We start from the raw sequence: 24897 nt of genomic DNA on the forward strand, positions 1-24897 counted from the left end.
CCCTTCACGGCCCCTCCACCGCTTCCCCCTTACCAGACAAGCGCGCCTGCGTGTCCCAGACCTGCTGCAGCCGCTGCAGCGTCTCCTCCCGGCTTACGCCGCCGCCAACATAATCCTGAAGCGGCTTCGCCAGCTCCGTCTGCGAGCCCGAAGGCCAGAGGGCATGAGCCCATGGAATCGTCTGCCCTCTACGAACATAGTCCGCCAAATCCGCGGCCAGCGGACCCAGATTGTCAGCGGTGAGGTCTGTGAAGGCCGGTATGCTGTTGAAGGATTGCACCAGATATTTGTCCCCGTTCTGATGCAGCCATGCCAAAAACTGCTTGCTCTCTTCCAGATGCGGGGAGTTCTGGTTGAGCACATAATAACCGGGCACGCCGACCGGCAGCGCGGTCTCCTCCGCATTCTCACTGAGCGGAATCGCAAACATGCCGATGTGTTGCTCACGGTTAATCCGCCCGATCGTCTCCATCGTCCACACGCCCTGCTGCATCATCGCAGATCGCCCTGCGGCAAAATCAGCCACCTGATCATCATAGCTGATCAAGGTCGAGCGGCTGCCTTGCCCGTATTTCACCGTCATATCCAGCACATCGAAGAAGCCGTCCATATATTTCAGCTCACCCAGCTGCCGGGTGCCTTGATTCAGGCTTTGAATCGCAGACCCCGGGTTTTCCTCATAAGCAAACGGCAGGTTCAACAAGTGCTGGCCCAGAATCCACCACTCTTTATAGCCCTCCGCATAGGAACGAATACCCGCTGCCTTCAGCTTCTCATTGACCGTCCGAAGCTGACCGAGCGTGCGCGGAACCTCTTTAATGCCGGCTTGAGCGAACAGCTCCTTATTATAGATAAATCCGTAGCCCTCAATGGACATCGGGAAGCCAAGCTTTCGGTCATCAACCGTCATGCCCTGCACGGCAGCCGGTGAGATTTGCTCCATCCACGGCTCCCCGGACAGATCTGCCAGGCGCGGAGCCCAGTCTTGAATATCAGAGTAGGATTTGACCGTGAAAATATCCGGTGCTTCTCCCGCCGCAAACCGCGTGATCAGCGTCGTATCATAGTCCTTCAGCACCTGGGCTTCAATGACAATATCGGGGTGCTCCCGCATATAATCCTCTGCCATGGCCAGCACCTGCTCCCGTATCTCAACCTTGAACTGAAGCAGGCGCAGCGTCGTTCGGGGCTTCCGCTCCTGCTCTGCGCCTGTGGCAGCCTGAGGCGGGGATGGTGGCAGCGTCCAGGCATACACGCCCGCTGCGAGCAGCAGCAGTGCGGCTGTCAGCATAGCCCAAGCTTTTCGGCTCATATGTGAGCCTCCTGCTGCGGCCGCTGCTTCCGGTATTGCAGCGGTGAGAAGCCGGTGTGCTTTTTGAACACCTTGCCGAAATAGTTCTCATCTCCGTACCCGACCCGCTGTGCAATATCATGCACGGTCATCTCGGTATGGGACAGCAGCGATGCCGCCTTTTCCATGCGAAGCTCGGTCAAATAGGTCACGACCGTAGTGTTATACATCTCCTTAAACTTCTTGGAAATATACTGCGGACTGAAATGAAACCGCTCAGACAGGCTCGACAGCGAGATGTCCTCGTAATAATGCCCATTCATGTACTCCCGCATCGCTTCTACGCCGCGGCTACCGCCACCCTCGCTTCCTGATTCCTCCATCAGCCGCCACCACTGCTGAAGCAGCAGGCGCCCCCACTCCTCCAGATCGTTGATCCACAGCGGAAGCTGCAGGCCGGGAAGCTCCCGTCCCGCGGGATCGTGCCCGCCCGCTCGGTCCAGCATCAGGTTGGCTTCCAGCGTGTAGGCCTGCAGCTCCTTCAGCGTCAACGCGCCCCGCTGCCGCACCGAGCGGACGAAGGACTGGATCAGCTCGGCCGCATAGCTTCTGTTGCCGCTCTGCAGCGCGGCCTCCAGCAGCTGCTGCTGCTCGGACAGCCGAGGTGCAGGTCCGGAAGGAGCAGCGCTTCCCGGCAGCACCGGGGATTTGAGCAGGGAAACCCGGGCGCTGCCCAGTGCTCCGGGAAGGTCCTTCACGATGGTCTTCTCCTCACATAGCCCTGTAAATACGGTTAATCCGAAAGTGCGCTCCCAAGCGGCGGAAATCCGCCGGACATACAGCTGGAACATGGACCCGTCGGCTCCCTGCGAGTCCGCTCCAATCAGCAGCACCCACTGATAGGCATCCAGCCGGCAGAAGCTCCAGACCCTGCAGGAGTGCAGCACCTCGTCTACGATATTGCTGACCGCAAACGCATAAAGCTCGGCATCTCCATCGAATCGCCGGTTTATAATTTCGAGCTGGTTCCTTGGCAGCATAAGCGCTACCCACAGCTGCTCGGTATCACACCATTTCCGGAACCAGGGACGGATGCCGTCATGATATGCAATCTCTCCCCGCAAGTAGCCCGCAAGCCGCTGCTCCTCCAGCATCGCGTCCACCTGCTTCATCCGGTATGCGGACTCCCGCAGGCCGGAGCGCAGGGATTCCTTCTCCTCCCACACCGATATGGCTTTCTCCAGCGCCTTCTCCAGGTCTGCGCGGCGGAACGGCTTCAGCAAGTAATCTATACCAAAGGCGCGAATTGCTGCCTGGGTGTACCGGAAATCATCATGGCCGCTGATGACAATGACCTGCACATTCTCGTTCTCCTCCCGAATCCTTTGCAGCAGCTCCGTCCCGTCCATCCGGGGCATGCTCATATCACAGAACATGACCTCCGGGCGATGCTCACGCAGCAGCTCCAGGGCTTCTGCTCCATTGGAAGCCAGCAGGCGCTGGTCAATGCCGTAATGTCCCCAATCTACCGAGAGCTCGATCGCCTCCCGTACATGCTCTTCATCGTCGACAATGAGTACCTTCATACCGAGTGCACCTCCTGTGCTGAAGCAGCGGGCTGCATGTCCTTCCGCTCCTCCAGCGGGATATGTAATTGAATGATCGTCTCTTCATAAGGAATGCTTCGAATTTCCCAAGTAAACTGGCTGCCGTAGCGAAGGCGCAGCCGCTCCAATACATTGATAAGCCCAATACCGGATTCCTTGCCGGATGTCGGCTGCCTTCCCCCGTATTCCCGCTGCAGCCCCTCCAGCACGGACGCCTCAATTCCTTTTCCATTATCCATGACGGAAATGATCAGCGCCTCCGCCTTCAGCTCCATCACCATATGAATGGCGCCTCTGCCGGTGCCCTTCTCCATGCCGTGTACGATACTGTTCTCCACCAGCGGTTGCAGAATCATCTTCGGTACCAGGATAGAGAGTGCCTCCGGCGGACAGGACAGCTCATACGACAGGCGGTCTCTGAACCTTCCCAGCTGCAGGGACATATAATTCTCAATATGCTCAATCTCCTTGTGCAGCGGTACGCTTTCCGTCTTCAGATCCATGCTGTATCTCAAAATATATCCCAGCTCCGCAATCTTCTCATTCACCTCCGGTGCGCCCTGGCGCAGCGCCAGAGTACCGATGGACTGCAGCGAATTGTATAAAAAGTGCGGATTGATCTGCGCCTGCAGCATTTTTAAATGCGCGGTCGTCAGCTCCAGCCGGTGCCGGTATTCCCGGTTCATCAGATCATCCAGACCCCGGACCATGCTCTGAAACCGATGCTCCAGTACGCCCAGCTCATCCTGCCGTGCCGGAATCGGCTGCATGTCGAAGTTGCCAGCCTGAACCTGGGCGATGCTGCGCACCAGCCGCTTGATCGGCGTCATAAACATGTAGGACAGGAGCGAGGAGCAGAGGAGCACCAGCAGGGTCATCATCAAGGGAATCGCAAGCGATTTCCGCAGTGCTTCATTGGCCGCCTCGTGCATGACTGCAGACGGGATATATTTTACCAGCGTCAGCGGCATCCCTTTGTAATCGTCAGTAACATAGACAAGCACGCCCTCCTGTCCCGCCCATTTCCCTTGGACATAGCCCTTGTCCCCGTTCCAAGGAGCAGGGTCCATCTCCAGGCCCAGCAAAGACTCTTGTCCTTCCTGCGAAGCATACAGCAGCTCATGATCCCGCCGGATCAGCAGAAAGACCTGCTCTCCTTCCGTTGTGGAAACCTCGCCCGGTCGGACGAGCTGTCCCAGCTCATCAGGACCGATATAAATCGTCAGAATGCCGAGCAGATGCGTCCGCGGATAATCAATGATCGGCTTGTGGAATGCCAGCAGGCGCTCCCCGTTCATCGTCACGACCTCATAGCCGTAGGTTTCCCCCCAGCCGGCCTGATCGTCCTCCGGCGTGGAGATCGAGCCGGGCGGATCCCCCTCTCCCAGCCTCAAAAAAGCCGAGTCCGAATACACCTCTCCAGTCTGGGAGCTGGCGAAGCGGACAGCCCGAAATTCCGGGCGCTCCTTGGAGATGGAGTACACCTGGTTCGATATATACATTCGCTCGGCGTAATCCGCAGACGACGGGGACCGGAGATACCCCATCAGCACGGGATCAAAATAAAAGGACAGCGTAATCTGATCCAGGTTATCCAGATATCTTTTGACATAGTAGGTGCTGCTGTCCATCGCCTGCTGGTTAATATCCACGATCTGACTCTGGACCGAGTTGGAGGTCGTGCGGTAGGAAATGATGATGGAAATGGTCAATGGGATGATAGCGCATACAATCATGCCGAGCAGCAACTTGGACTGTAAGCTTTTCTGAAGCCACATACGGCGAAACCTCCTCCGGCCTATCTCTATCTCTTTTTCGACAAAAACAGCAGTCCTCCTGCCCCGCTCTCTAGAGTAAAGGGCAGACATCTCTGCCCCTCCTCATCAAACCGTACGTGAGGTTTTCCCTCATACGGCTTTCCGATGTTCGTCATTCATGTGCATGCAGATCACAAGAGCGTTTTAAGTCCACATTGTGAGGACAGTGCTTTCACTTCGCTTAATGAGCTCATCCATCGCGTGCGTTGACGTTTCTTGGCAACCCATTTGGCTAGTCGCTGGAGGATGTACCAGTCCAGTTTCGCCATCTTCTTTTGGCTGTAAGCTGTGTAGTAGTAGTTGCGCCACCCCTGTATTTTAGGGTTTAAGTATTCCAGGTGGTCCTGAAAGGTCTTGTGACGCATATTTGGAGGAGCCAGTCGCTCTTTTACGACCTCTCTGATTCGCTCCTCCGCCTTGCGGCACAGCCACTGCTGGGTCGTATAATATATTTTGCCTTGAGATGTCTCCGCTTTCGTCTTTCGATGGTGCATGCCTAGAAAGTCAAAGCCTTCTTCTCCTGTCCATAATCCGACAATACGCGTTTTGGTCGGATGCAGCGTTAACTCCAGGCGACCCATTATGACTTTAATGAGTTCGTAAGCCCGATCTGCATCTTTCTTTGTTTTGCAGATGACCACCAGATCGTCCGCGTAACGTGTGAGTTCCCCCATTTTACTGCCATGCCGTTCCCACAGGAGATCAAAGTAATTCAGGTAGATATTCGCCAGCAGTGGTGAAATGACCCCACCTTGTGGTGTACCCAAATCTGAGCGTCTGACATTGCCTTCCTCCATGACACCTGCACTTAGCCACTTCCTCAACAGCTTCAGAATTCGTCTATCGCTGATTCGCATTTCTACCAGCTTAATGAGTTTCTCCTGATTAATGTTGTCGAAGTACCCTTGGATGTCGACGTCGACCACCCAATTCCCTTTGCGGTTACATGCTTTCCGAATGCGATCTAACGCTTGCTTTGCACTTCGTTTTGGCCTGAACCCGAATGACGTTTCCTGAAAATCCGCCTCGAAGATCGGTTCCATGACGAGTTTCGCTGCCATCTGGATGACGCGGTCTCTCACCGTGGGAATGCCTAGCGGTCGCTTTTTGCCATCTTTCTTTGGAATGTAGTGGCGCCTTACAGGTTGCGGATGATAATTGCCTTCCTTAAGAAGACGTTGACATTCGTGTACAAAGAGCACCTCTCCTTGTTTCTCGATGTCTGCCAGTGTCTCTCCGTCTATTCCTGCCGAGCCCTTATTAGCTCGTACTCTTCGCCATGCTTCCCACAGGATGTCTATTCGATAGACCTTGTCGTACAACGCGTGAAACCTTCGCTTCTTGTTTTCCTTGGCCGCATGACCTAGTTTCTCTTGGAGTTGTTGAACGTTTTCCTTTGGTGTTGTTAGCCGTTTGGCATTCACTGACTCGTACCTCCTTAAGAAACTTGAACAAAGCAGGGCTCCTTCCCTCCTGCAGGTTTTGTTGTCCTGCATTCTTCGGTACTATGAGCCCCTCGGACTCCCTTCCTGCAGACGGTTCACTTCACCTTTTAGGCTTATAGAGCGTCTCTTTACGGTTTCAAAAAAAAAAAACGTGCAGGGGAGGGCCTCCCCAGTTCACTGCATCCTCTTTCATACCATGCCGATCCCCTTACGCCGGAGGATTCTTCACTGTCGTTCCAAGTTCTGAACAGCTTCCATGGCCTTCGTCCATATGCGCGAGACTCGGCTTCCTCTTCCCCTCTTGCGAGGCCTTTTTGACGACGCGGCAGGATTCACTTTATGTTACAGCCTGGTATTTCGCTCGCCCTGTCTCCGACAGGTACTTTCGTCGATACGCTTCTACGCACAGATTTCGCCGTACGCAGGTATCCTAGCTACGCGGGGGCTTGGCCCCTCCCGCGACCGGACTTTCACCGGCTAGAAGATGCGTGCTTCTGGGCACGCCCTACAAAAAAAGGGCGGCCTGAAGGCCGCACCCTTTATCCCTTGACTGCCCCCGCCACAACGCCCTCAATAATATAGCGCTGACAGAACAGATAAAATATGACCACAGGCACAATAGCAAGCGTCAGCATCGCCATCATCGCACCCATATCAATCGAGCCATAGCCGCCGCGCAGGTACTGAATGGCAATTGGAATGGTTTTGTACTCTGTACCAATCACGAGATAGGGCAGCAAATAGTCGTTCCAGATCCACATCACATTCAGGATGGCGACCGTAATCGCGATCGGCTTCAGGATCGGAAACACAACCCGGAAGAACATCTGCCGCGGATTGCCGCCGTCCATCATCACGGCCTCTTCAATCTCTACAGGGATGGACTTGACGAACCCGGAGTACAGGAAGACAGACAGCCCCGCGCCAAAGCCTAAATAAATGATGACAATACCGAGCGGATTGTCCAGGTGCAGCACATTGGCCACCTTGGTCATCGTGAACATTACCATCTGAAAGGGCACGATCATGGAGAAGACGAAAGCAAAATACAAGGATTTGGTGAACCCGGTCTTCACCCGTGTAATGTACCAGGCCGTCATGGACGTGAACCAGACAATGACAAGCACCGACAGCACCGTAATGAGCAGGGACATGCCGAACGCGTTCAGAAAGCCTGTTTTCTCCAGGCCGCTGATATAGTTTTCCAGACCGACGTAGGTGGTGCTGTCCGGCAGCTTGAACGGCGCATCACTGATGAAAAATTTTCCCTTAAAGGAGTTCATGAGCACAATCAGGATCGGGGACAGGAACACGGCCATCAGAACCAGAAACAGCACAAAGATCGTATTGTCGCGGACCGTTTCTCTTTGCATTACTGCTCAACCTCCCTTCTTCTGGTGATAGACAGCTGGATCATGGAGATCAGGGCCACGAGCACGAAGAACACGACAGCCTTCGCCTGCCCCACTCCTTCAAAGCCCGGCGTGCCGTAGAAGGTGTTGTAAATGTCCAGGGCAAGCATTGCGGTCTCCTTGGAGGGAGCCCCTGCGGTCAGCGCAAGGTTCTGGTCAAACAGCTTCAGGGAATTGATCATCGTCAGGAACAGGCAGATGGTAATGGCCGGCATAATCATCGGAATGGTCACGTGCCGCACGGTTGCCCAGCGGTCTGCGCCTTCGATTTTGGCGACCTCGAACAGGTCCTTAGGGATGCTTTGGATGCCCGCGATGTAAATAACCATCATATACCCGATCATCTGCCAGCTCATGAGAATGACCAGTCCCCAGAAGCCGTACTTGGCGTCAAACGTCAGTGTCACCTCATAGCGGTACAGAATTCCGTTCAGAATCAGCTGCCAGATGTAGCCCAGCACGATGCCCCCGATCAGATTCGGCATGAAAAAAGCCGTCCGGAACAGATTCGTGCCCTTTCTGCCCCGTGTCAGCAGCAAGGCCAGCAGGAAGGCCAGCACATTGACCGTAATGATGGAGACGACGGTAAACTTGCTTGTAAACCAGAGTGCATTCTGAAAATCCGGATTGGCAAAGGCTTTGCCATAGTTGCTCAGCCCTACCCATGTCGCATCATTAACGGTCGTGAACTCGGTAAAGGACAGATAGATGCCCAGCGCGAAGGGAACCACGAACAGGGCAGCAAAGGCAAGCAGGGTCGGCAGGGTAAAGAACAAGACGTATCTTTTGATTGATTTCTCCATATCGACGCTCCGATCACATAGAATCCAAAAAGAGTAAAGAAGCGCCACTGCGCAGCATACTGTACGCAGTGGCCCGAAAATTTCACAGGGTTATTGGCTTGTTCTGGCCTTCTCGGCTTTCCAGCTTTCTGTTACCGTGCTGGCGACCTGCTCCCATGTTGCACTGCCCTGGGCATATTGCAGCAGCGCATCACCGAACTGGTTCTTGAACTCCTCGCTTGGGAAGGCGGCAAAGGTCCAGGCTACGGACGTTGTGCCTTCATCCATCCAGCGTGTCACTTCTTTTGCCAGTGGATCTGCAGGCTTCTCATCATCTCCGAAGGTGTTGAATGGTGCGATGAAGCCGAGCTCGTTCACGATATACTGCTTGCCTTTGTCACTGGAGAACAGCCACTCCAGGAATGCGATAGAAGCTTCCTGCTTCTCTTGGGATACCTTGCTGTTAATGGCGAAATAATTCTCGGTTCCGACAGCCAGACCCTGGTTCTCTTCGCCTTCTACGCCGGTATAGATCGGCATGAATTTGATATCCTCGGCTTTCACCGTGTTGCCGCCAACTTCGTTAATCTGGGACCATGCCCAGTTTCCGTTCTGTACCATGGCTGCCTGACCCAGCGCGAATTCTGCCATGGAATCAGCTACGGACTTGCTTCCGACCATCGTGCCTTTGCTGACAGAGTTGTTAATGTAGAGGTCAAAAATATTCTTGTAGTTGCTTCCATACTTGAACTCGATTTCCTTGGCATCAAGTCCGGCCAGCACGGTGCTGTCATAGCCGTCCATATCCTTGAACTCATAATACAGCGGCAGGTTCGCCAGGTGCGTCTGCCATCTCCATTGCTCGCCCGGAGCCATGGACGTGGAGGCGAATACGCCTTTGATGCCCAGAGCATCCTTTTTCGCGGTCATATCCTCAACCACGGCCTTCAGGGTGTCGAAGCTGTTGATTTCTGCGGCGGAAGAGATGCTGACGGCTTTGTCGGCCATCTCGAAATATTTCTTCATAATAGCGTCATTGTAGATGATGCCATAGCCTTCAACCACATAAGGGATGCCGTATACACCCTCTCCGCTCGTCACCGCAAGGCTTGGGTCAGACAGGAAGCTGTACAGCTTGGTGTCCTTCAGATCGCTGGCATAGTCCTTCCAGTTGTTATATCCGACCGGACCGTTAATCTGAAAAATCGTCGGAGGATCGGATTTGGCCACCTCGGACTTCAGCGTGGTTTCGTAGGTGCCGGCAGCAGCGGTCACCACTTTCACTTTAATGCCGGTCTCCGCTTCGTAATCCTTGGCAATCTTGTCATACACCTGTGCAATTTCCGGCTTGAAATTCAGGAAGTAGATTTCATCCACCTTCGCTGTCTGCTCCTCGGCCGGTGCTTTGCCGCTGTCCTTGTTCGGCTCTGTCGTGCCGGTGGAGCCGGTTTCGGTCCCGCCTCCGCATGCCGCCAGACCCATGGTCAGTGTCAGCCCGAGAATCAGGCTCATCCATTTTTTACTCTTTTTCACGTGTATGCCCCCTTTATAGGTATGGTTTAAAATGACTCCGTATAAGATTCCCGCTCCTTAGCGGCTCTATAGTTTAGTTATAGCATTACAGAATATCCCAGCGCATCGGAATATCCTCGCATGAACAAGGAACATTTTCGCCTGCTGCTAGAGTAAAGGGCAGATAAATTCTGCCCCTCCTCATCAAACCGTACGTGAGGTTTTCCCTCATACGGCTTTCCGATGTTCGTCATTCATGTGCATGCAGATCACAAGAGCGTTTTAAGTCCACATTGTGAGGACAGTGCTTTCACTTCGCGTAATGAGCTCATCCATCGCGTGCGTTGACGTTTCTTGGCAACCCATTTGGCTAGTCGCTGGAGGATGTACCAGTCCAGTTTCGCCATCTTCTTTTGGCTGTAAGCTGTGTAGTAGTAGTTGCGCCACCCCTGTATTTTAGGGTTTAAGTATTCCAGGTGGTCCTGGAAAGTCTTGTGACGCATATTCGGCGGAGCAAGTCGCTCCTTCACGACCTCTCGGATTCGCTCTTCCGCCTTGCGACACAGCCACTGCTGGGTCGTATAGTATACTTTGCCTTTGGATGTCTCGGCTTTCGTCTTTCGATGGTGCATGCCTAGAAAATCAAAGCCTTCTTCTCCTGTCCATAGTCCAACGATGCGTGTCTTGGTTGGATGTAACGTTAGCTCTAGGCGGTCCATAATAACTCTAATGAGTTCGTACGCCCGATCTGCATCCTTCTTTGTTTTGCAGATGACCACCAGATCGTCCGCGTAACGTGTGAGTTCCCCCATTTTACTGCCATGCCGTTCCCACAGGAGATCAAAGTAATTCAGGTAGATATTCGCCAGCAGTGGTGAAATGACCCCACCTTGTGGTGTACCCAAATCTGAGCGTCTGACATTGCCTTCCTCCATGACACCCGCACTTAGCCACTTCCTCAACAGCTTCAGAATTCGTCTATCGCTGATTCGCATTTCTACCAGCTTGATGAGTTTCTCCTGATTAATGTTGTCGAAGTACCCTTGGATGTCGACGTCGACCACCCAATTCCCTTTGCGGTTGCATGCTTTCCGAATGCGATCTAACGCTTGCTTTGCACTTCGTTTTGGCCTGAATCCGAATGACGTTTCCTGAAAATCCGCCTCGAAGATCGGTTCCATGACGAGTTTCGCTGCCATCTGGATGACGCGGTCTCTCACTGTGGGAATGCCGAGCGGTCGCTTTTTGCCATCCTTCTTCGGAATGTAGTAGCGCCTTACGGGTTGCGGATGATACTCGCCTTCTTTAAGAAGCCGTTGACATTCGTGTACAAAGCATGTTTCTCCTTGTTTCTCGATGTCTGCCAGTGTCTCTCCGTCTATTCCTGCCGAGCCCTTATTAGCTCGTACTCTTCGCCATGCTTCCCAAAGAATGTCCAGCCGGTAGACCTTGTCGTACAACGCGTGAAACCTTCGCTTCTTGTTTTCCTTGGCCGCATGACCTAGTTTCTCTTGGAGTTGTTGAACGTTTTCCTTTGGTGTTGTTAGCCGTTTGGCATTCACTGACTCGTACCTCCTTAAGAAACTTGAACAAAGCAGGGCTCCTTCCCTCCTGCAGGTTGTGTTGTCCTGCATTCTTCGGTACTATGAGCCCCTCGGACTCCCTTCCTGCAGACGGTTCACTTCACCTTTTAGGCTTATAGAGCGTCTCTTTACGGTTTCAAAAAAAAAAACGTGCAGGGGAGGGCCTCCCCAGTTCACTGCATCCTCTTTCATACCATGCCGATCCCCTTACGCCGGAGGATTCTTCACTGTCGTTCCAAGTTCTGAACAGCTTCCATGGCCTTCGTCCATATGCGCGAGACTCGGCTTCCTCTTCCCCTCTTGCGAGGCCTTTTTGACGACGCGGCAGGATTCACTTTATGTTACAGCCTGGTATGTTGCTCGCCCTGTCTCTGACAGGTACTTATGTCGATACGCTTCTACGCACAGATTTCGCCATACGCAGGTATCCTAGCTACACAGGGGCTTGGTCCCTCCTGTGACCGGACTTTCACCGGCTAGAGAATGCGTGCTTAGCTGGGCACGCCGCACAAAAAAAGAAGCGGACCGCAATGGTCTGCTTCTTTCTGGGGGGGATTATGTTTATGTCCCGCAATAGGTGCGGTAGGCGCGGCCGGTCGGCTCAGGGGGATCGCAGTAGGGCTGCTGCAGCGAAGAATAGATATAGGGATGGGACAACACCTCCAGCAGCCGCTTTATCACACTCAGATCGCCCTGTTCTGCTGCCTGTAACGCTTCCTCCACGCGGTGATTCCGCGGAATGACTGCCGGATTGCTGCCCCGCATCAAGCGCCAGGCCGCTTCCAGAGATTCCTCCTGCTGGCGCTGCCGTTTCTTCCACCGCTCCTGCCAGCGCTGAAACGCCTCGATCGCCTGCATCTCCGTGTCTTCTCCCAGAGTCAGGGCGCGGAAGGTGTTGGTAAAGTCAGCCCGGTGCTCAGCCATCAGATCCAGCAGGTCGGTTATGAGCTCCTGGTCGTCCTGATGTTCGTTAAACAGGCCCAGCTTGGCTCTCATGCCGTGCAGCCAGCTATCCTCAAACCAGACGCCAAACTTTGCAATTTCTTCTTCTGCGAGCTCCGCAGCCTTGTTCACATCCTCATGGATCAAGGGAAGCAGCGCTTCTGCCAGCCGCGCCAGATTCCAGGCTCCAATGTACGGCTGCTTGCCATAGGCATAGCGGCCCTGCGAATCAATGGAGCTGAACACGGTCGATGGATGGTAAGCATCCATAAAGGCACAGGGTCCGTAATCAATACTCTCTCCGCTCAGCGTCATATTGTCCGTATTCATCACGCCATGAATGAAGCCGACCAGCTGCCACTGCGAGATGAGTGAGGCTTGGCGGCGGATGACCTCCTGCAATAAAGAAAGATAAGACTGCTCTGCATCCTTTACATGAGGATAGTGCCGGGCAATCGTATAGTCTGCCAGGGTGCGTACATCCTCCGATGTTCCCCACTGCGCGGCATATTGAAAGGTTCCAACCCGGATATGGCTGGCCGCCACCCGGGTCAATACAGCCCCCGGCAGCGACAGCTCTCTTTGAATCTCTTGACCGGTAGCCGTCACGGCCAGACTTCTGGTCGTCGGGATGCCCAGGCCGTGCATCGCCTCACTGATGATATATTCCCGCAGCATGGGCCCCAAGGCTGCCCGCCCGTCTCCGCCCCGGGAGTAAGGTGTACGCCCCGATCCCTTCAGCTGTATATCATAGCGGCCTCCGGCTGGCGTAAGCTGTTCCCCGAGCAGCACTGCCCGTCCATCCCCCAGCATATTGAAATAGCCGAACTGATGCCCTGCATAGGCCTGAGCCAGAGGCTCCGCACCTTGAGGCAGCTCGTTTCCGGCCAGCACGGCCGCTCCTTCCGGGCTCTGAAGGCTGGAGGCATCCAGCCCCAGCGTCTCTGCCAGCTCACGATTAAACAGGATGATCTTCGGTGCCTTGACAGGCGCTGGCTCCTGTCTCGTGAACAGGAGGTCCGGCAGCCTGCTATAGCTGTTATCAAGCTTCCATCCGGCTGCTGCCGGCTGCTGTGATTGTGTCATGGCGTTCTAGGCTCCTTTGCGATCCTCGTATTGAAATTCCACAGTCGTTCTTACATGGAGTCATTTCTATGTGAATACACATCTATGCTCTATTATACCCGGAACAGGAGGAAAGATCGCAACAGCGGCCGGCGGGATCTGCGTCCTTCTGACCATCATCACGCCAGCAGCAGTAAAAAAAGGAGCCGCATGCGGCCCCTTCAGGTCTGTTCTCTGTTATCCTGCAGCGTTGTTTTTGCCAGAGGCAAACTCCTGACGCTTGATTTGTCCCCAGGCATGACGGGTTTTGCGGAAGCGGATAATGCCTTCTACGCGGTAAAGAATGGTCAGCTGCCGGAAGCCCAGGTTCTCGATAAATGCATAGCCAACCAGCTTCATCAGATCGCTGAAGCGCAAATATCTCCGGAAGGAGAATTGCTCCAGCAGGATGCTTCCCAGGGACAAGGTCGTGCCCAGCAGGAAAGCAATCATAAAGAACATCAGGAAGCTGCTGAATTCCAGCAGGCCGAATAAATAAGCTAATGGAATAAAGATATATCCCAGAAATTCAATAACAGGACCAATCAGCTCAAAAATCCAGTAGTATGGCAGCGTAATCAGACCGATTTTGCCGTATTTAGGATTAAGCATCATATGCTTATAGCTTAACAGGTTATCAAACAGGCCAATCTGCCATCTGCGGCGCTGTACCCGCAGGTCTTTAAGCGATTCCGGCGCCTGGGTCCAGCACACTGCATCCGCCAGAAACTTGATCTGATACGGCTGCTTGCGGTCCTTCATGAACTTGTGCAGCCTCATAATAATGTCCATATCTTCGCCGATCGACTTCAATTTATATCCGCCGCAATCAATGACTGCCTGCTTGTTAAAGGCCCCGAAGGCCCCCGATATAATCAGAATGGAATCCAGCTTGCTCAGGCTGGTACGGCCCGTCAGAAAAGCTCTCAGGTACTCCACAATCTGAAGCCCGGCCACCTTGCTCTTGGGCAGCTTCATTTCCACGAGCTCCCCGTTGTGCAGCTTTGAGCCATTCGCAAGGCGGACAATGCCGCCCAGGGCTACAGTATCGGGGCGCTCAACGAACATCATCGCCAGCTTGACCAGCGCGTCCTGATCCAGCACAGAATCGGCATCAATGCTTGCAAAAAACGGATACGCCGAAACATTAATCCCCGCATTCAGCGCGTCCGCCTTACCGCCGTTCAGCTTGTCCACCAGCACCAGCTTCTCATATTGCGGATTCCGGTAAATGCCGAGAATTTCTTGAGTTTCGAGACTTTTCTTATAGGGCTGCTTGACCTGTACCAGGCCAAACTCATCAATGATCCGGGCCATTGTGGCATCCTGCGAGCCATCATTGACAATCACGATTTCATACTCAAAATAGTTCAAGGCCAGCAGCGATTTAATGTTATCTACAATCGTCATTTCTTCGTTGTATGCAGGCACGAGTACGGAAATCGGCACCATATTCTTGGACTCGGTATACCGCTCATAATCCGAGGATTTCATTTTTTTCTTGTAGCTGGACAAATCCAGGACCGAAATAAACATTTGAAAATTATAAAACAAATTAATGCCGATCGTATAAATCATGCAGAATTCACTGAAATACAACAAGAACTTCCAGAAATAATACATTAGATCGCTACCAACTTTCCCTATTCGTCATGTTGATCGTTATACAGAGATCTCCATTACACCGATAACTGCTTCACGGGCAAACTGGTCCTCGCCGTTAATAATGCGCCGAACATACTCTTCTCCGTCCGGTGAAGCTGCAAGCGTCTTGGCGGCGTTATGCCGGACCCACCACTCAGGGTCGCCAGTCGCCTGGACCAGCGCCTGCAAGCTAGCGCGTGTCCTTGTACCCTCCAGGCTCTTGGCCGCCGCCGCTCGAACCTCCCAGGCCGGGTCCTCCAGCTGCCGGACAAGCTCCGGCTCTATGGAGGAATCCTTCCACCCGCCGAGAGCTCGGATACAAGCAATGCGCAGATTGATATTGCTGCTGTTCAGGTGCTCCAGATAATACTCCTCCAAGCCCTCCAGCTGTTCATCGGCCGCGGATTTAATGAGGATGCTCTTCAGATAATCATCACTCTGATCCAGCGTCAGCTTGAACAGGTCCCGCTTGGAGCCTTTAAACTCGGAGAGTACCTCCAGCAGGGTACGGAACGACAGGGACAGGGTAGAGGACTGCTTCACCAGCGTACCCGACAAGCGCTCCAGATCTCCCAGCTTGGCCAGGGCCAGCAGCACATGATACACCACATGATTGCTCTTGCTTGAAGACAGCCTCGACATCTCGTCTCCGAATGACTTCAGCCGCAGATCACCAATATACTGACAGGCGAGCGCCTGCAGATGCTCCTGATTCGAGTGCAGCCGCCGCTCCAAGAAATCTATAATGCCGACCTTGTCGTAGAACGTATACAGCAGCTCCTGGTGCTTGTAGAGCTCGTCTTCCCCTCTGCGGGCAAGACAGGAGATCAGCAGCTCGTAGCGGAATGCCTTGCCGCGGAGCAGCCGGCTCCACTCGCCGGTTCGGATTCGTGACTCCCGTCCTTTGCCGTTAAGCAGCTCGTTCAGCTCTTGTTCAAAGACTGCACTCAGCTGCTGCTCCTTCTTCATTCGATGATGCGCGCTCATCCACATAAGAACAATGGCTATGAAAAAGACCATGACAAGCCCGGAAGATATCCACAGTAATATAAATGCTTCTCTCACTCCTACCGCCTCTCTCTCCGCTCCTCTTCAGCCGCTTCAGGGGCTGAATTCATCCTGGTATGCCTCACGAATCCATTCATAGCTGCTCTTGCTTCGAGCGGTGTATTGGGGCACGTCCCAAGTCTTCCAGGTGAACGTGCGGTATCCCTGTGAGGTGACACTTTCCGGAAATTGATATTCTACCTTACGTGTCTGCTTGTCCATGACCACCAGTGAAACTACCATGCCGTCCGTCATCTTGACGGAGATAGCCTCATCTGATCCCGGCACTCCCTGCTGCTGCTCGTCACTGATCACAAGCAGGCTGGAAGGATCGGTGAAATTGAGCCGGGCCCATGGAATTCTTACCTTTAAAGTGTTCTCCTGGAGGTTTAGATGCGTATCCCCTCGTTCAAAGCTGCCTGCTGTAAGGACAGACAGATCTTTGGCGCGAGCGGAAGCTCCCTGATCCGGGAGCGGTGATAGCCGCTCAAAGATGCCGTCTGTCGTAACCTTTGTAAAATAAGTGCCGCGGCTCTTGTTGTACGTAGGGATCACCAGCAGCTCAGCTTGATCCGGCTGAGGGATGACCAGCTTAAATTCAGTCCCTGACCAGTTTTCATTGACGTTTGGCTCCAGCATATACTCGCCTTTTTTGCGGTCGATCGTGTCGATATACATCATGAGCTGCTGCTTGTCCCAATCCGGCAGCTGCTTGAACTGTGCTTGAATGTGGAAATACGATTCATCCGCACCCATGCCTATAGAATCCAGCGGACCTGAGCCCTTCAGATTTAAGGTCAAAGGCACATTGCGATCCGATTCCATCGCCACAATGCCGTAATTTTGCGCGGGATCGTCCGTGTTATGCCACAACGCTCCCCGCTTCTTGGGAATCATGTACGGCGCAGTGTCCGGACTGCTGCTTCCCCATTCGTCTGCCCATTCGTAAACGAGTCCGCCCAGAGCTCCGCTATCCTGAATGCTCTGAATCATATCCGCCAGCTCCCGGCCCTGATCCTCTTCCGTGATGCCGTTCGTGGTCGGAATTCCAAATTCATTGACCAGGATGTGATAGCGGTCCTCTTCCTTCACCAAGTCATTCAGATAGCCTGCAAAGAAGCCTGCTTTGCCGTCTTCCTCAAGCTTGGATGGATAAATATTATAAGCACCAAACAGCTGTGCCTTGAATTGGGCTGTGGTGCCTATATGGTCCAGCTCCACCTGTCCGTCAGGCGTGGACGTAAGCCCGGCCTTACGGACATACACCGGATCCAGCTCCGGGTTTAGCACGACTGCCAATGGATGCTGCATGCCGTACTGCTGCAGCTCTACGCCTGCCAGCTTATCCAGCATGGAAGCCAGCCAGGCTTCGACCGGCGTCGCTCCATCCGTTGAATACATGAAGTCACCTTCATAGGTGTAGCCGGCATGCGCTGTATTGGCAGCTGCTACCGAGCTCTTGCTCCATGCCGGCTCCAGCGTATAGGCAAGGACATAACCTGACACATCATTACTATAACGTTCTGTCTCGTTCGAACCCGAGCTTTCATGATTGCCATGCAGAGCATGTACCGTGTTCTCCATGATCTGCTGGAACGCACCCTGCTCCTCCTTACTTAAGACATCCTGCGGAGCCGGATCGGATGCAAGTGATATGTTCTGAATTAAATAGAGCGTCTGATCCGGATGGCTGACATTGAAATTATCCAGAGCCCGGTAGAAAACAGGCGGCATCAGGTCCTTCACGCGCAACGTATTGGCATTCATATCCGCCATTTGCTGAAACCACTCGGTATAAAAAGCAGCATCCTCCGGGAAAGTGCCCGGAGCGTAGCCAGGAATGCCTGAGCCTACATTAACGCCCTGGATGTGTCTCTTCTCCCATACTCCGTTTCGGTAGACCGAGAATTGGCCCTCCTCAATGGCGGAAACCAGCTTCACGCCGGAGGCTTCATCTGCCTTGACGACAAAGGACTGGGGCTCCTCCTGAGCCTCGATCTCCTCCATCACGTTAGTGATGAAGGGAACGTAGAAGCGCCAGTAGAAGTAGCCCAAATCCCCTTCACTTTCAATGCTGAAGAGCTTGTACAAGGGTGCTGCCCCGATAAAGCCATGCAGCTTATCCGGACCTCTGTAATCCGAGAAGTCTCCTGCCATATACACTGAGCGCTGTTCCCCTTCGCGGCGGTCTACGATGGCGGGAAACGTTCCCTTCAGCCCGTAAGGCTCCAGCTGCTTCTTGCCCTCCTCCGTCAGGTCCAGGCTATACCAGGCGATCACATCCTCAGGAGCATCCGGCTCCACGATTTCGAACCAGTTATAGTAGTTCACTGCTTCCGTTTCGTATTTCCCGTTCAGGTCCTCATTCATCCCAACCTGCAGCGAGCTTCCCGTAAACCCGATATCCCGCTGCAGAATGACAATCTGGTCGTTGCCGGCGATCACGATGCCGGCGCCGCTCAGAGACCAGGCCTTGCCGTACTGCTTCTGATAAATGTTGCGGATCCAGTCCGGAACGTCGATCTCGGAGGATAAATCCGAGAAGAATTTGCCGGCCATCCCGGTAAAGGACACGCCGAACAAGCGGCCTAGCTCCTTGGATACCGCGTCACTCGTCGGCTCACCGGCAATATTATATTCGCCAAGCAGCGTGGTGCCTCTGGCGTAGCTGTTCGATACCCAAGCGATCTCGTCCCGGGTGAGACCGGATATTCCCGGCTCCTCTACTCCACTCTCTCTGGAGCCTCCGGTGCCGTAGGCATCCAGCAGATAGATCATGTCGGGCACGTTATTGATCTGCAGCGGCTTATGAACAAGCTTGCCATTGCTCAGGGCATTGCCGGAGTAATCCGTATCCATGCTGTAGGCCTTGCCGGTCTTGGGATTGTCAATCCGCTGATGATTCAGCACCCAGTACAGCCCGCGCTGTTTGCTATAATCCAGCTGTGGCTTGTCCTTGCTGTCCTGCAGAATCGGGAAGGTCTTGTTGACCACGACGACATCCAGCGCCTTGGCCGGTTTCAGCAGCCACCAGACAAAGGGCGTAAGAACTAGAATGACAAGCACTGCGAGCAGGATATAGCGAAGCTTGAAGGCTCTGTTCTTCATGTCTTCCTACTCCTTTACCGTGGACAGGCCCTTAAAGCCTTCCTGCAAAATATAATAGGACGGCTTCAGCCTCTCATGGTAGCTAGGTCGCTCCCAATCCTCCCAGGTATAGCGGGACATCGGCACGTTCGAAGGGGCATTCTCATCAGGCTGCATAATGCCAATGTGAAAGCTGTCTGTCTTTAATGAAGCGATGGTTCCACGTGCATGCATGTCATCCATGATCATTTTGCGCGAAGGGTCCATCACATTGAGGAGCTGCCATGGAATACGGATCTCCAGCTGGCCGTCCTGGTAATAGAAATCGCTCAATGAGTTATACTCCGGATGCTCCGGATTGCTGATGCCGTACAGCAGCTTCCCCGTCTCATAGCCGGTAAACGGAATAACTTCTCCGCTTGTCGGAATCTTGATCTGCTTGTTCAGCGCAAGGAAGATGGGATTGAACAGGCCCGAGTTCTTGGTATGATATTCAGCCTGTCTTTCTAACAGATCCGTCAGCACCGCATAGCGGAAATAATAATTGTCATAATAGGCATCGACAAGCAGGCGCGAGTTGTCCGGCCCCTGAATCTGCAGCACAAAATCCGCGGCCTCGCTGAAGGATACCTTCATATCCTTCATCCCGTCATTGCCCTGCCCCGATATCGTGTCCATCGGCAGCAGCAGCGTATCCTGCTCAAAATTATAATTCTCGGCTTCCACCCTAAAATACATATAAGCTTCATCACTCCGGACGTACAGCTTCAGCCGCTCATCCTCGTAAAAAGGCTTCTCCCCCTGCCACTCCATCGCATTTCCGTCTACCTCCACCAGATTGCCCGGGCTGCCCGGGTCAAACGCCAGCAGGCCGAAATGCTGCTCGTTGGTCTGCGTGTTGCTCCAGAACGGACGGGAGTCCGGCAAATCCAGATCATTGTTATTCCAGGTTCGCTTGAACCATTCATCCTGCCAGGCAAATACAATGCCTCCGGCGAGACCTGCATCATGAATATCGGTCATCATGTGCATAATCATATCGCCCTGGGTCTTTTCATCAATAAAGCCCTGGTTAAAGCCGGTCACCCTGTTCTCATGAGCCTTACCGCGGGAGGCTGGAATGCCGAACTCGGAGATGACAATCGGAATGCTGTGCACCTGCTTCAGGTCCTCCAGATAAGCACGGTAGGGGTTGGCTTGTCCCCGCTCATCCATATATTCAATGTATTCCTTCTGAAAGCTAAAGGTGTCCGGGTAGTATGGATACACGTGATACGATGCAAACATCCCCGTCTCATAGGATTCCTTGGTCTTGATATGCTCGACATTAACCTCTACCAAATCCTCGTTCGGATAAGGCTCGCTTGAATGCGTCAGCGGATCGGTAGTAACCCAGTTGGAAAAGGCCACCGGACGCTGCATTCCATACTTCTCCTGCTCATAGGCCATAATGCCGTCGCCCATCTCGGCCAGGAAAATTTCAAACGGGGAGGCATTCTCTGTAAAAAGGTGCTTGCCCTCAAATTGGTCACGTGCTGTATTATTTTCATCTGTGCCCACTACAAAAGCCGGCTCCCATTCGATCCCCAGGATCCAGCCGATCACATAGCTTGATACATCCGATGTATACGTTCCATCTGCATGCCCCTTGTTCGGAGCCAGATAGCGGTCACCGTGTAAAATATCTACGATTTCCTTCCCGCTGCGGATCACATCATTCACAATTTTGTCTTCTTCGCCAAACGCATCCTCAATCGTCAGGATGTCATTCTCATCTACCCACACCCCGTGAATGAGGTACAGGGGATCCTTGCCGGCAGCCTCATTGCTCTGGTTAAAATCGAGCAGCGCATTGTAGAACTGTGGTCTGAGCGTGGTGTACACACGAATCGTATTGGCATTCATGTCTGATATGTATTGAAACCAGCGAAGATATTCCTCATAGGTAATCGCCAGCTCACCCGGGAAGGCGCCCGGCTTGCCGGCCCCAATATTGACACCCTTGACGAAAAACGGCTCCCAGCCCGCATTTGTGCGCACATGAAAAGAACCGTTTTCCACTTTGCTGACATAGGGAAACCGGATCTTTTCGGGTTGATCATCGGTTGTGACATCTGAATTTCTCTCAGGTATAAGGACAACGGCAGTCACAAGCCCTGCCAGAAAAATAGACAAGATCAGTAATATATATCTAGCTTTCGACTTCATAAGACACCTCCTACCACATCTTATAGGTAGTAGGACTCAGGTGTCAATATGCGAAGATGTGAATAAGTATGCCAAAACATCATTTAATACCAGATTGACAAACTTTTTCTGAAAACAACTACTTCATTTCCATCCAGCTTTCATAGTGATGAATCGCGATCCCGTGGAAGGCAGGATCCTTCTTATATTTCTGGTAAACCTGCTCCAGCTGTCCATACATATATTCCTTGCCATCTCCATAAAAGGTCACGAAGTCGTTCCCCTCCGGCAGCTTGCCGGTCTCGACGGCAATCACGCCCTGTACCCCATACTTGCGAAACAGCTTCATCTCTGCCGCAGCGACTCCTGCAACGCCATCATTCAGGAAGGCCGTATCCCGATAAGCCATAATTGTAATATGCTTCACATGGCCGCAAACCCATTCTGCGACATTGCCCTTGCCATATTGATTGTTATATGGAATGCCATACAGCCAGAACGGAATATCAATCTCGAACACGAGATCATGCCGGTCCGTATAGTCCTTAAAGGTCAGCATCATCGTCTGGTAGTTTGTCCACAGCATGTTCTTCTTCTGCTCGTACTTGTCATGGCCGTAAGGCTCCACGTCCAGGTGAATGCCTTTGAACTTTTCTTCCGGAGCGGCCTGGTTCTGATATGTCGTCAGCCATGACAAAAAAGCCTGCTGCAGCTTGGGACCATTCCGGTCCGCCCAATACGGACTGCCGTCAAGAGCATGGACTGCAATGCCGGCCGCATGAGCCTTGCGGATAAATCGCTGATACACCTCCAGCTGAATATCAGTCTGAATCTGAAGCTGGAGCACATCCACATGGTGACTGACCAGATTGGAGATCACGGTCTCCTGTTGCTCTTCCTCTACAATGGTGGCCGTATCCCACAGCCAGGTTGAGATCGTCGTCGACTGGTCAAATCGGGAGGCTGCCTCCGCCCCGGTCAGCCCAAACCATGCGGTCATCGCAAGGGAGAACTTCAAGATAATACTTAATCTGCGCATGTCTGTTCACCATTTTCCTTAAATTGTGTGTTCTACTCTAATATCGTCTATGTCTAGCCTCTGCATTAGACCTGGCTATCATTATAGTTTATGCCTCTAGCATGTGATGTGCTTGTTTAAGAGCCTGCTAGTCACTATGCTTTCTTTCCATAAACCGATATCCGATGCCCGGTTCAGTAACAATGTACTGAGGCCGGGTAGAGTCCTGCTCCAGCTTCTTTCGGAGATGGCCGACATAAATGCGCAGATAATGACTTTCCGCTTCATAATGATGCTTGCCCCACACCTGCTGCAGCAGCTGCCGCTGCGTCATGACTCTTCCTGCATTCAAAGCCAACACTTTAAGAAGATCGTATTCTGTGGGCGTAAGCTTGATTCTTTTTCCCCCCAGCTCGACATGTCGATGTGCCAAATCCAGGGTCAAGCCCTCAAACTGCAGCACCGGCTCCTGAGCGGTCCTTGCTGCATGGCGCAGGGCGACGCGAATGCGTGCTATAAGCTCCCCCATGCCAAAGGGCTTTGTAACGTAATCATCTGCTCCTCCGTTCAGCATTTCAATCTTCGTTTCTTCCCGCTCCTTCGCTGTCAGCACGATAATCGGAACCGTTGTCCACTCTCGCAGCCGTTCCATCACTTCCAATCCACTCAGATCAGGCAGACCCAAATCCAGCAGAATGAGATCAGGAAGGCAGGTCGAAGCCTTCTCCAGGCCTTGAATGCCCGTCTCCGCTTGAACAACCTCGTATTCGTGAGCCTGCAGCGCCACGTTTAACAGCCTTCGAATCTGCAGCTCATCATCAATAATCAGCACTCTGGCTCCTTGCCCGGTACTCATCAAGCTTCACTCCTGGTTTATGGTACGAGGGGCACCGCCGTGCAGCGGTCATGAACCGGAAGGCGAACGGTCACGGTAAGTCCTTGTTGATCGTTCGTCTCGGCCTTAATGCTCCCCCCGTGAAGATCAATAATTCCTTTGCAAATAGCCAGGCCAAGCCCCGTTCCCGGTACATTTTGGCTATGCTTGGCACGGTAAAACTTATCAAAAATCCTCTCCTGGTCGGATTTATCAACCCCGATCCCTTCATCAGCAATCCTGATATTCATAGAGCCCTGCTCCAAGCGAACGTCTACAGTCACTAGGCTGTAATCGTGGGAATATTTGAAGCTGTTGCTCAAAATGTTGACCAGCACCAGCTCCAGCAGTCCCTGGTCCCCGCGAAGCCATCCCAAATCCGGCTGAAGCCTAATGTGCAGCATCCGGTTCCGCTGAAGCTCCTTCACCTGATGCTGCACCACGCCGACAATATCTTCGATGTCGCACCAGCTTTGCCTCAGCTGCAGCATGCCGCTTTCGAGCTGTACCATCCCTAGAAGATTGGAGACCAAGCGGTTCATACGCCTCGCCCCTTCTTCAACCGTGCTCAGGAGCTCTAAGCGGTCGCTGGAAGAGAAGATGCGCTCCCCCTCAATGAGAGCCGTCACAGAGCCGGTAATGGTCGCCAGCGGAGTCCGAAGCTCATGGGAGACCGAGTCCAGGATGGCGTTACGGAGCTTCTCTGACTCTGCTGTCAGCTGGGCAAGCTTGGCCTCCTCGCTTAGCCGGATTCTGGCCATGGTGTTGGCCGCCAAGCCTGCCAGTGCCTCCAGCAGCGGCCGTGCATCTTCCGCCAGCTTTTTCCCTTTCAAGTTCACCGCCATGACGCCGAAGATGCTGTCCTCAGAAGAAATCGGCAGAAACAGACCGGATGCCTCCGGTAAAGTCTCCGCGCCCCGGCCTGCTGTCGTTCTATGCGTGAACACCCACTCTGCAAGGACGGCTTCTTTCTCCGTAACCTCCCAGCGGGAGAAGCCCGGCGCCTGAACGACCCGCTCCAGTCCTCGCCCTTCATGGACTAGGTAAAAGGCAGTTTCACATTCCACATGCCGTGCAATCTGTGCCGATAAGCTGGCCAACAGAGACGGAATCTCTGTCAGCTGGCCCATCTCCTTACTAAGTGCCAATAACAGGGCCGTTTGTGCTTCTCTTCTTTTGGCGTACTGCAGCTGCTGCTTTAACCGGTCTGCCAGGCTGGCTGTCAATCCGGCCACCGCAAGAAAAATAACAAACGAAATCAAATACCGCAGATCCTCCACGGTGACACTCAGCACCGGCGGCACGAAGAAAACGTCAAAAGCCAGGACGCTCAGAGCCGCCGCATACAAAGAAGGTCCCTTGCCCGCATAAACAGCGCTCAAGAGGACCGGTAATAAATAGATCAGGGCAATATTGACCAGATCAAAGGAAAATCCAAGCATCCATAGCAAGAAAGTAAGACTGGCCACCAGCAAAGTGACGCAGGCATATGCACCTGCTGTTCTTCGATAACTCATATCATTCCCACCTCGAACCAGCGTCAGC

16 protein-coding genes are annotated in these 24897 nt (G+C 53.2%); all 16 read right to left on the bottom strand.

All coding sequences use genetic code 11. From position 1 onward, the window contains the following. Positions 1-4: 4 nt before the first annotated feature. The gene (locus E6C60_RS20070; protein ID WP_138227422.1) at positions 5-1312 is read right to left on the bottom strand and encodes an ABC transporter substrate-binding protein; all 1308 of its coding nucleotides are present in this window, start codon (positions 1310-1312) and stop codon (positions 5-7) included. After that, on the bottom strand, positions 1309-2877 hold the full coding sequence (locus E6C60_RS20075) for a response regulator (protein WP_138227423.1): 1569 nt from the start codon (positions 2875-2877) through the stop codon (positions 1309-1311). Before E6C60_RS20075 ends, E6C60_RS20070 begins: the two co-directional genes overlap by 4 nt. Beyond that, on the bottom strand, positions 2874-4676 hold the full coding sequence (locus E6C60_RS20080; protein ID WP_175415377.1) for a sensor histidine kinase: 1803 nt from the start codon (positions 4674-4676) through the stop codon (positions 2874-2876). Before E6C60_RS20080 ends, E6C60_RS20075 begins: the two co-directional genes overlap by 4 nt. A 170-nt stretch (positions 4677-4846) precedes the next feature. Continuing rightward, complete coding sequence (gene ltrA / locus E6C60_RS20085) at positions 4847-6139, bottom strand: group II intron reverse transcriptase/maturase (protein ID WP_138227425.1); 1293 nt, start codon at positions 6137-6139, stop codon at positions 4847-4849. 560 nt (positions 6140-6699) lie between these two features. Further along, positions 6700-7533: a carbohydrate ABC transporter permease gene (locus E6C60_RS20090; protein ID WP_138227426.1), complete on the bottom strand. Its 834-nt coding sequence runs from the start codon at positions 7531-7533 to the stop codon at positions 6700-6702. Further along, positions 7533-8375: a carbohydrate ABC transporter permease gene (locus E6C60_RS20095; RefSeq protein WP_138227427.1), complete on the bottom strand. Its 843-nt coding sequence runs from the start codon at positions 8373-8375 to the stop codon at positions 7533-7535. Before E6C60_RS20095 ends, E6C60_RS20090 begins: the two co-directional genes overlap by 1 nt. Positions 8376-8465: 90 nt before the next feature. After that, positions 8466-9887 carry an ABC transporter substrate-binding protein gene (locus E6C60_RS20100; protein ID WP_208203763.1) on the bottom strand — a complete coding sequence of 474 codons (1422 nt, stop codon included), beginning with the start codon at positions 9885-9887 and terminating at the stop codon, positions 8466-8468. A 248-nt stretch (positions 9888-10135) separates the two neighbouring features. Beyond that, positions 10136-11428, bottom strand: a complete 1293-nt coding sequence (gene ltrA, locus E6C60_RS20105; protein ID WP_138226044.1) for a group II intron reverse transcriptase/maturase — start codon at positions 11426-11428, stop codon at positions 10136-10138. Between the two features lie 582 nt (positions 11429-12010). Continuing rightward, positions 12011-13477, bottom strand: a complete 1467-nt coding sequence (locus E6C60_RS20110; RefSeq protein ID WP_138227428.1) for a protein adenylyltransferase SelO — start codon at positions 13475-13477, stop codon at positions 12011-12013. A 216-nt stretch (positions 13478-13693) separates the two neighbouring features. Further along, entirely contained in the window at positions 13694-15118 is a 1425-nt protein-coding gene (locus E6C60_RS20115) for a glycosyltransferase family 2 protein (RefSeq protein ID WP_138227429.1), read from the bottom strand. 39 nt (positions 15119-15157) lie between these two features. Beyond that, positions 15158-16126, bottom strand: coding sequence for a HEAT repeat domain-containing protein (locus tag E6C60_RS20120; protein ID WP_217496357.1), 969 nt, complete (start codon positions 16124-16126; stop codon positions 15158-15160). Positions 16127-16240: 114 nt separating this feature from the next. Beyond that, positions 16241-19294, bottom strand: coding sequence for a hypothetical protein (locus E6C60_RS20125; RefSeq protein WP_138227431.1), 3054 nt, complete (start codon positions 19292-19294; stop codon positions 16241-16243). A 6-nt stretch (positions 19295-19300) separates the two neighbouring features. Further along, positions 19301-21481, bottom strand: coding sequence for a family 2 glycosyl transferase (locus tag E6C60_RS20130; protein ID WP_138227432.1), 2181 nt, complete (start codon positions 21479-21481; stop codon positions 19301-19303). Between the two features lie 118 nt (positions 21482-21599). After that, complete coding sequence (locus tag E6C60_RS20135; protein ID WP_138227433.1) at positions 21600-22499, bottom strand: hypothetical protein; 900 nt, start codon at positions 22497-22499, stop codon at positions 21600-21602. 127 nt (positions 22500-22626) lie between these two features. After that, positions 22627-23334 (bottom strand): response regulator, encoded by a 708-nt coding sequence (locus E6C60_RS20140; protein WP_138227434.1) that lies wholly within the window; start codon positions 23332-23334, stop codon positions 22627-22629. A 17-nt stretch (positions 23335-23351) separates the two neighbouring features. Beyond that, on the bottom strand, positions 23352-24869 hold the full coding sequence (locus E6C60_RS20145) for a DUF4118 domain-containing protein (protein ID WP_138227435.1): 1518 nt from the start codon (positions 24867-24869) through the stop codon (positions 23352-23354). Between the last annotated feature and the right edge of the window lie 28 nt (positions 24870-24897).

The organism is Paenibacillus algicola (assembly GCF_005577435.1).
Classification (GTDB): domain Bacteria; phylum Bacillota; class Bacilli; order Paenibacillales; family Paenibacillaceae; genus Paenibacillus_AQ; species Paenibacillus_AQ algicola.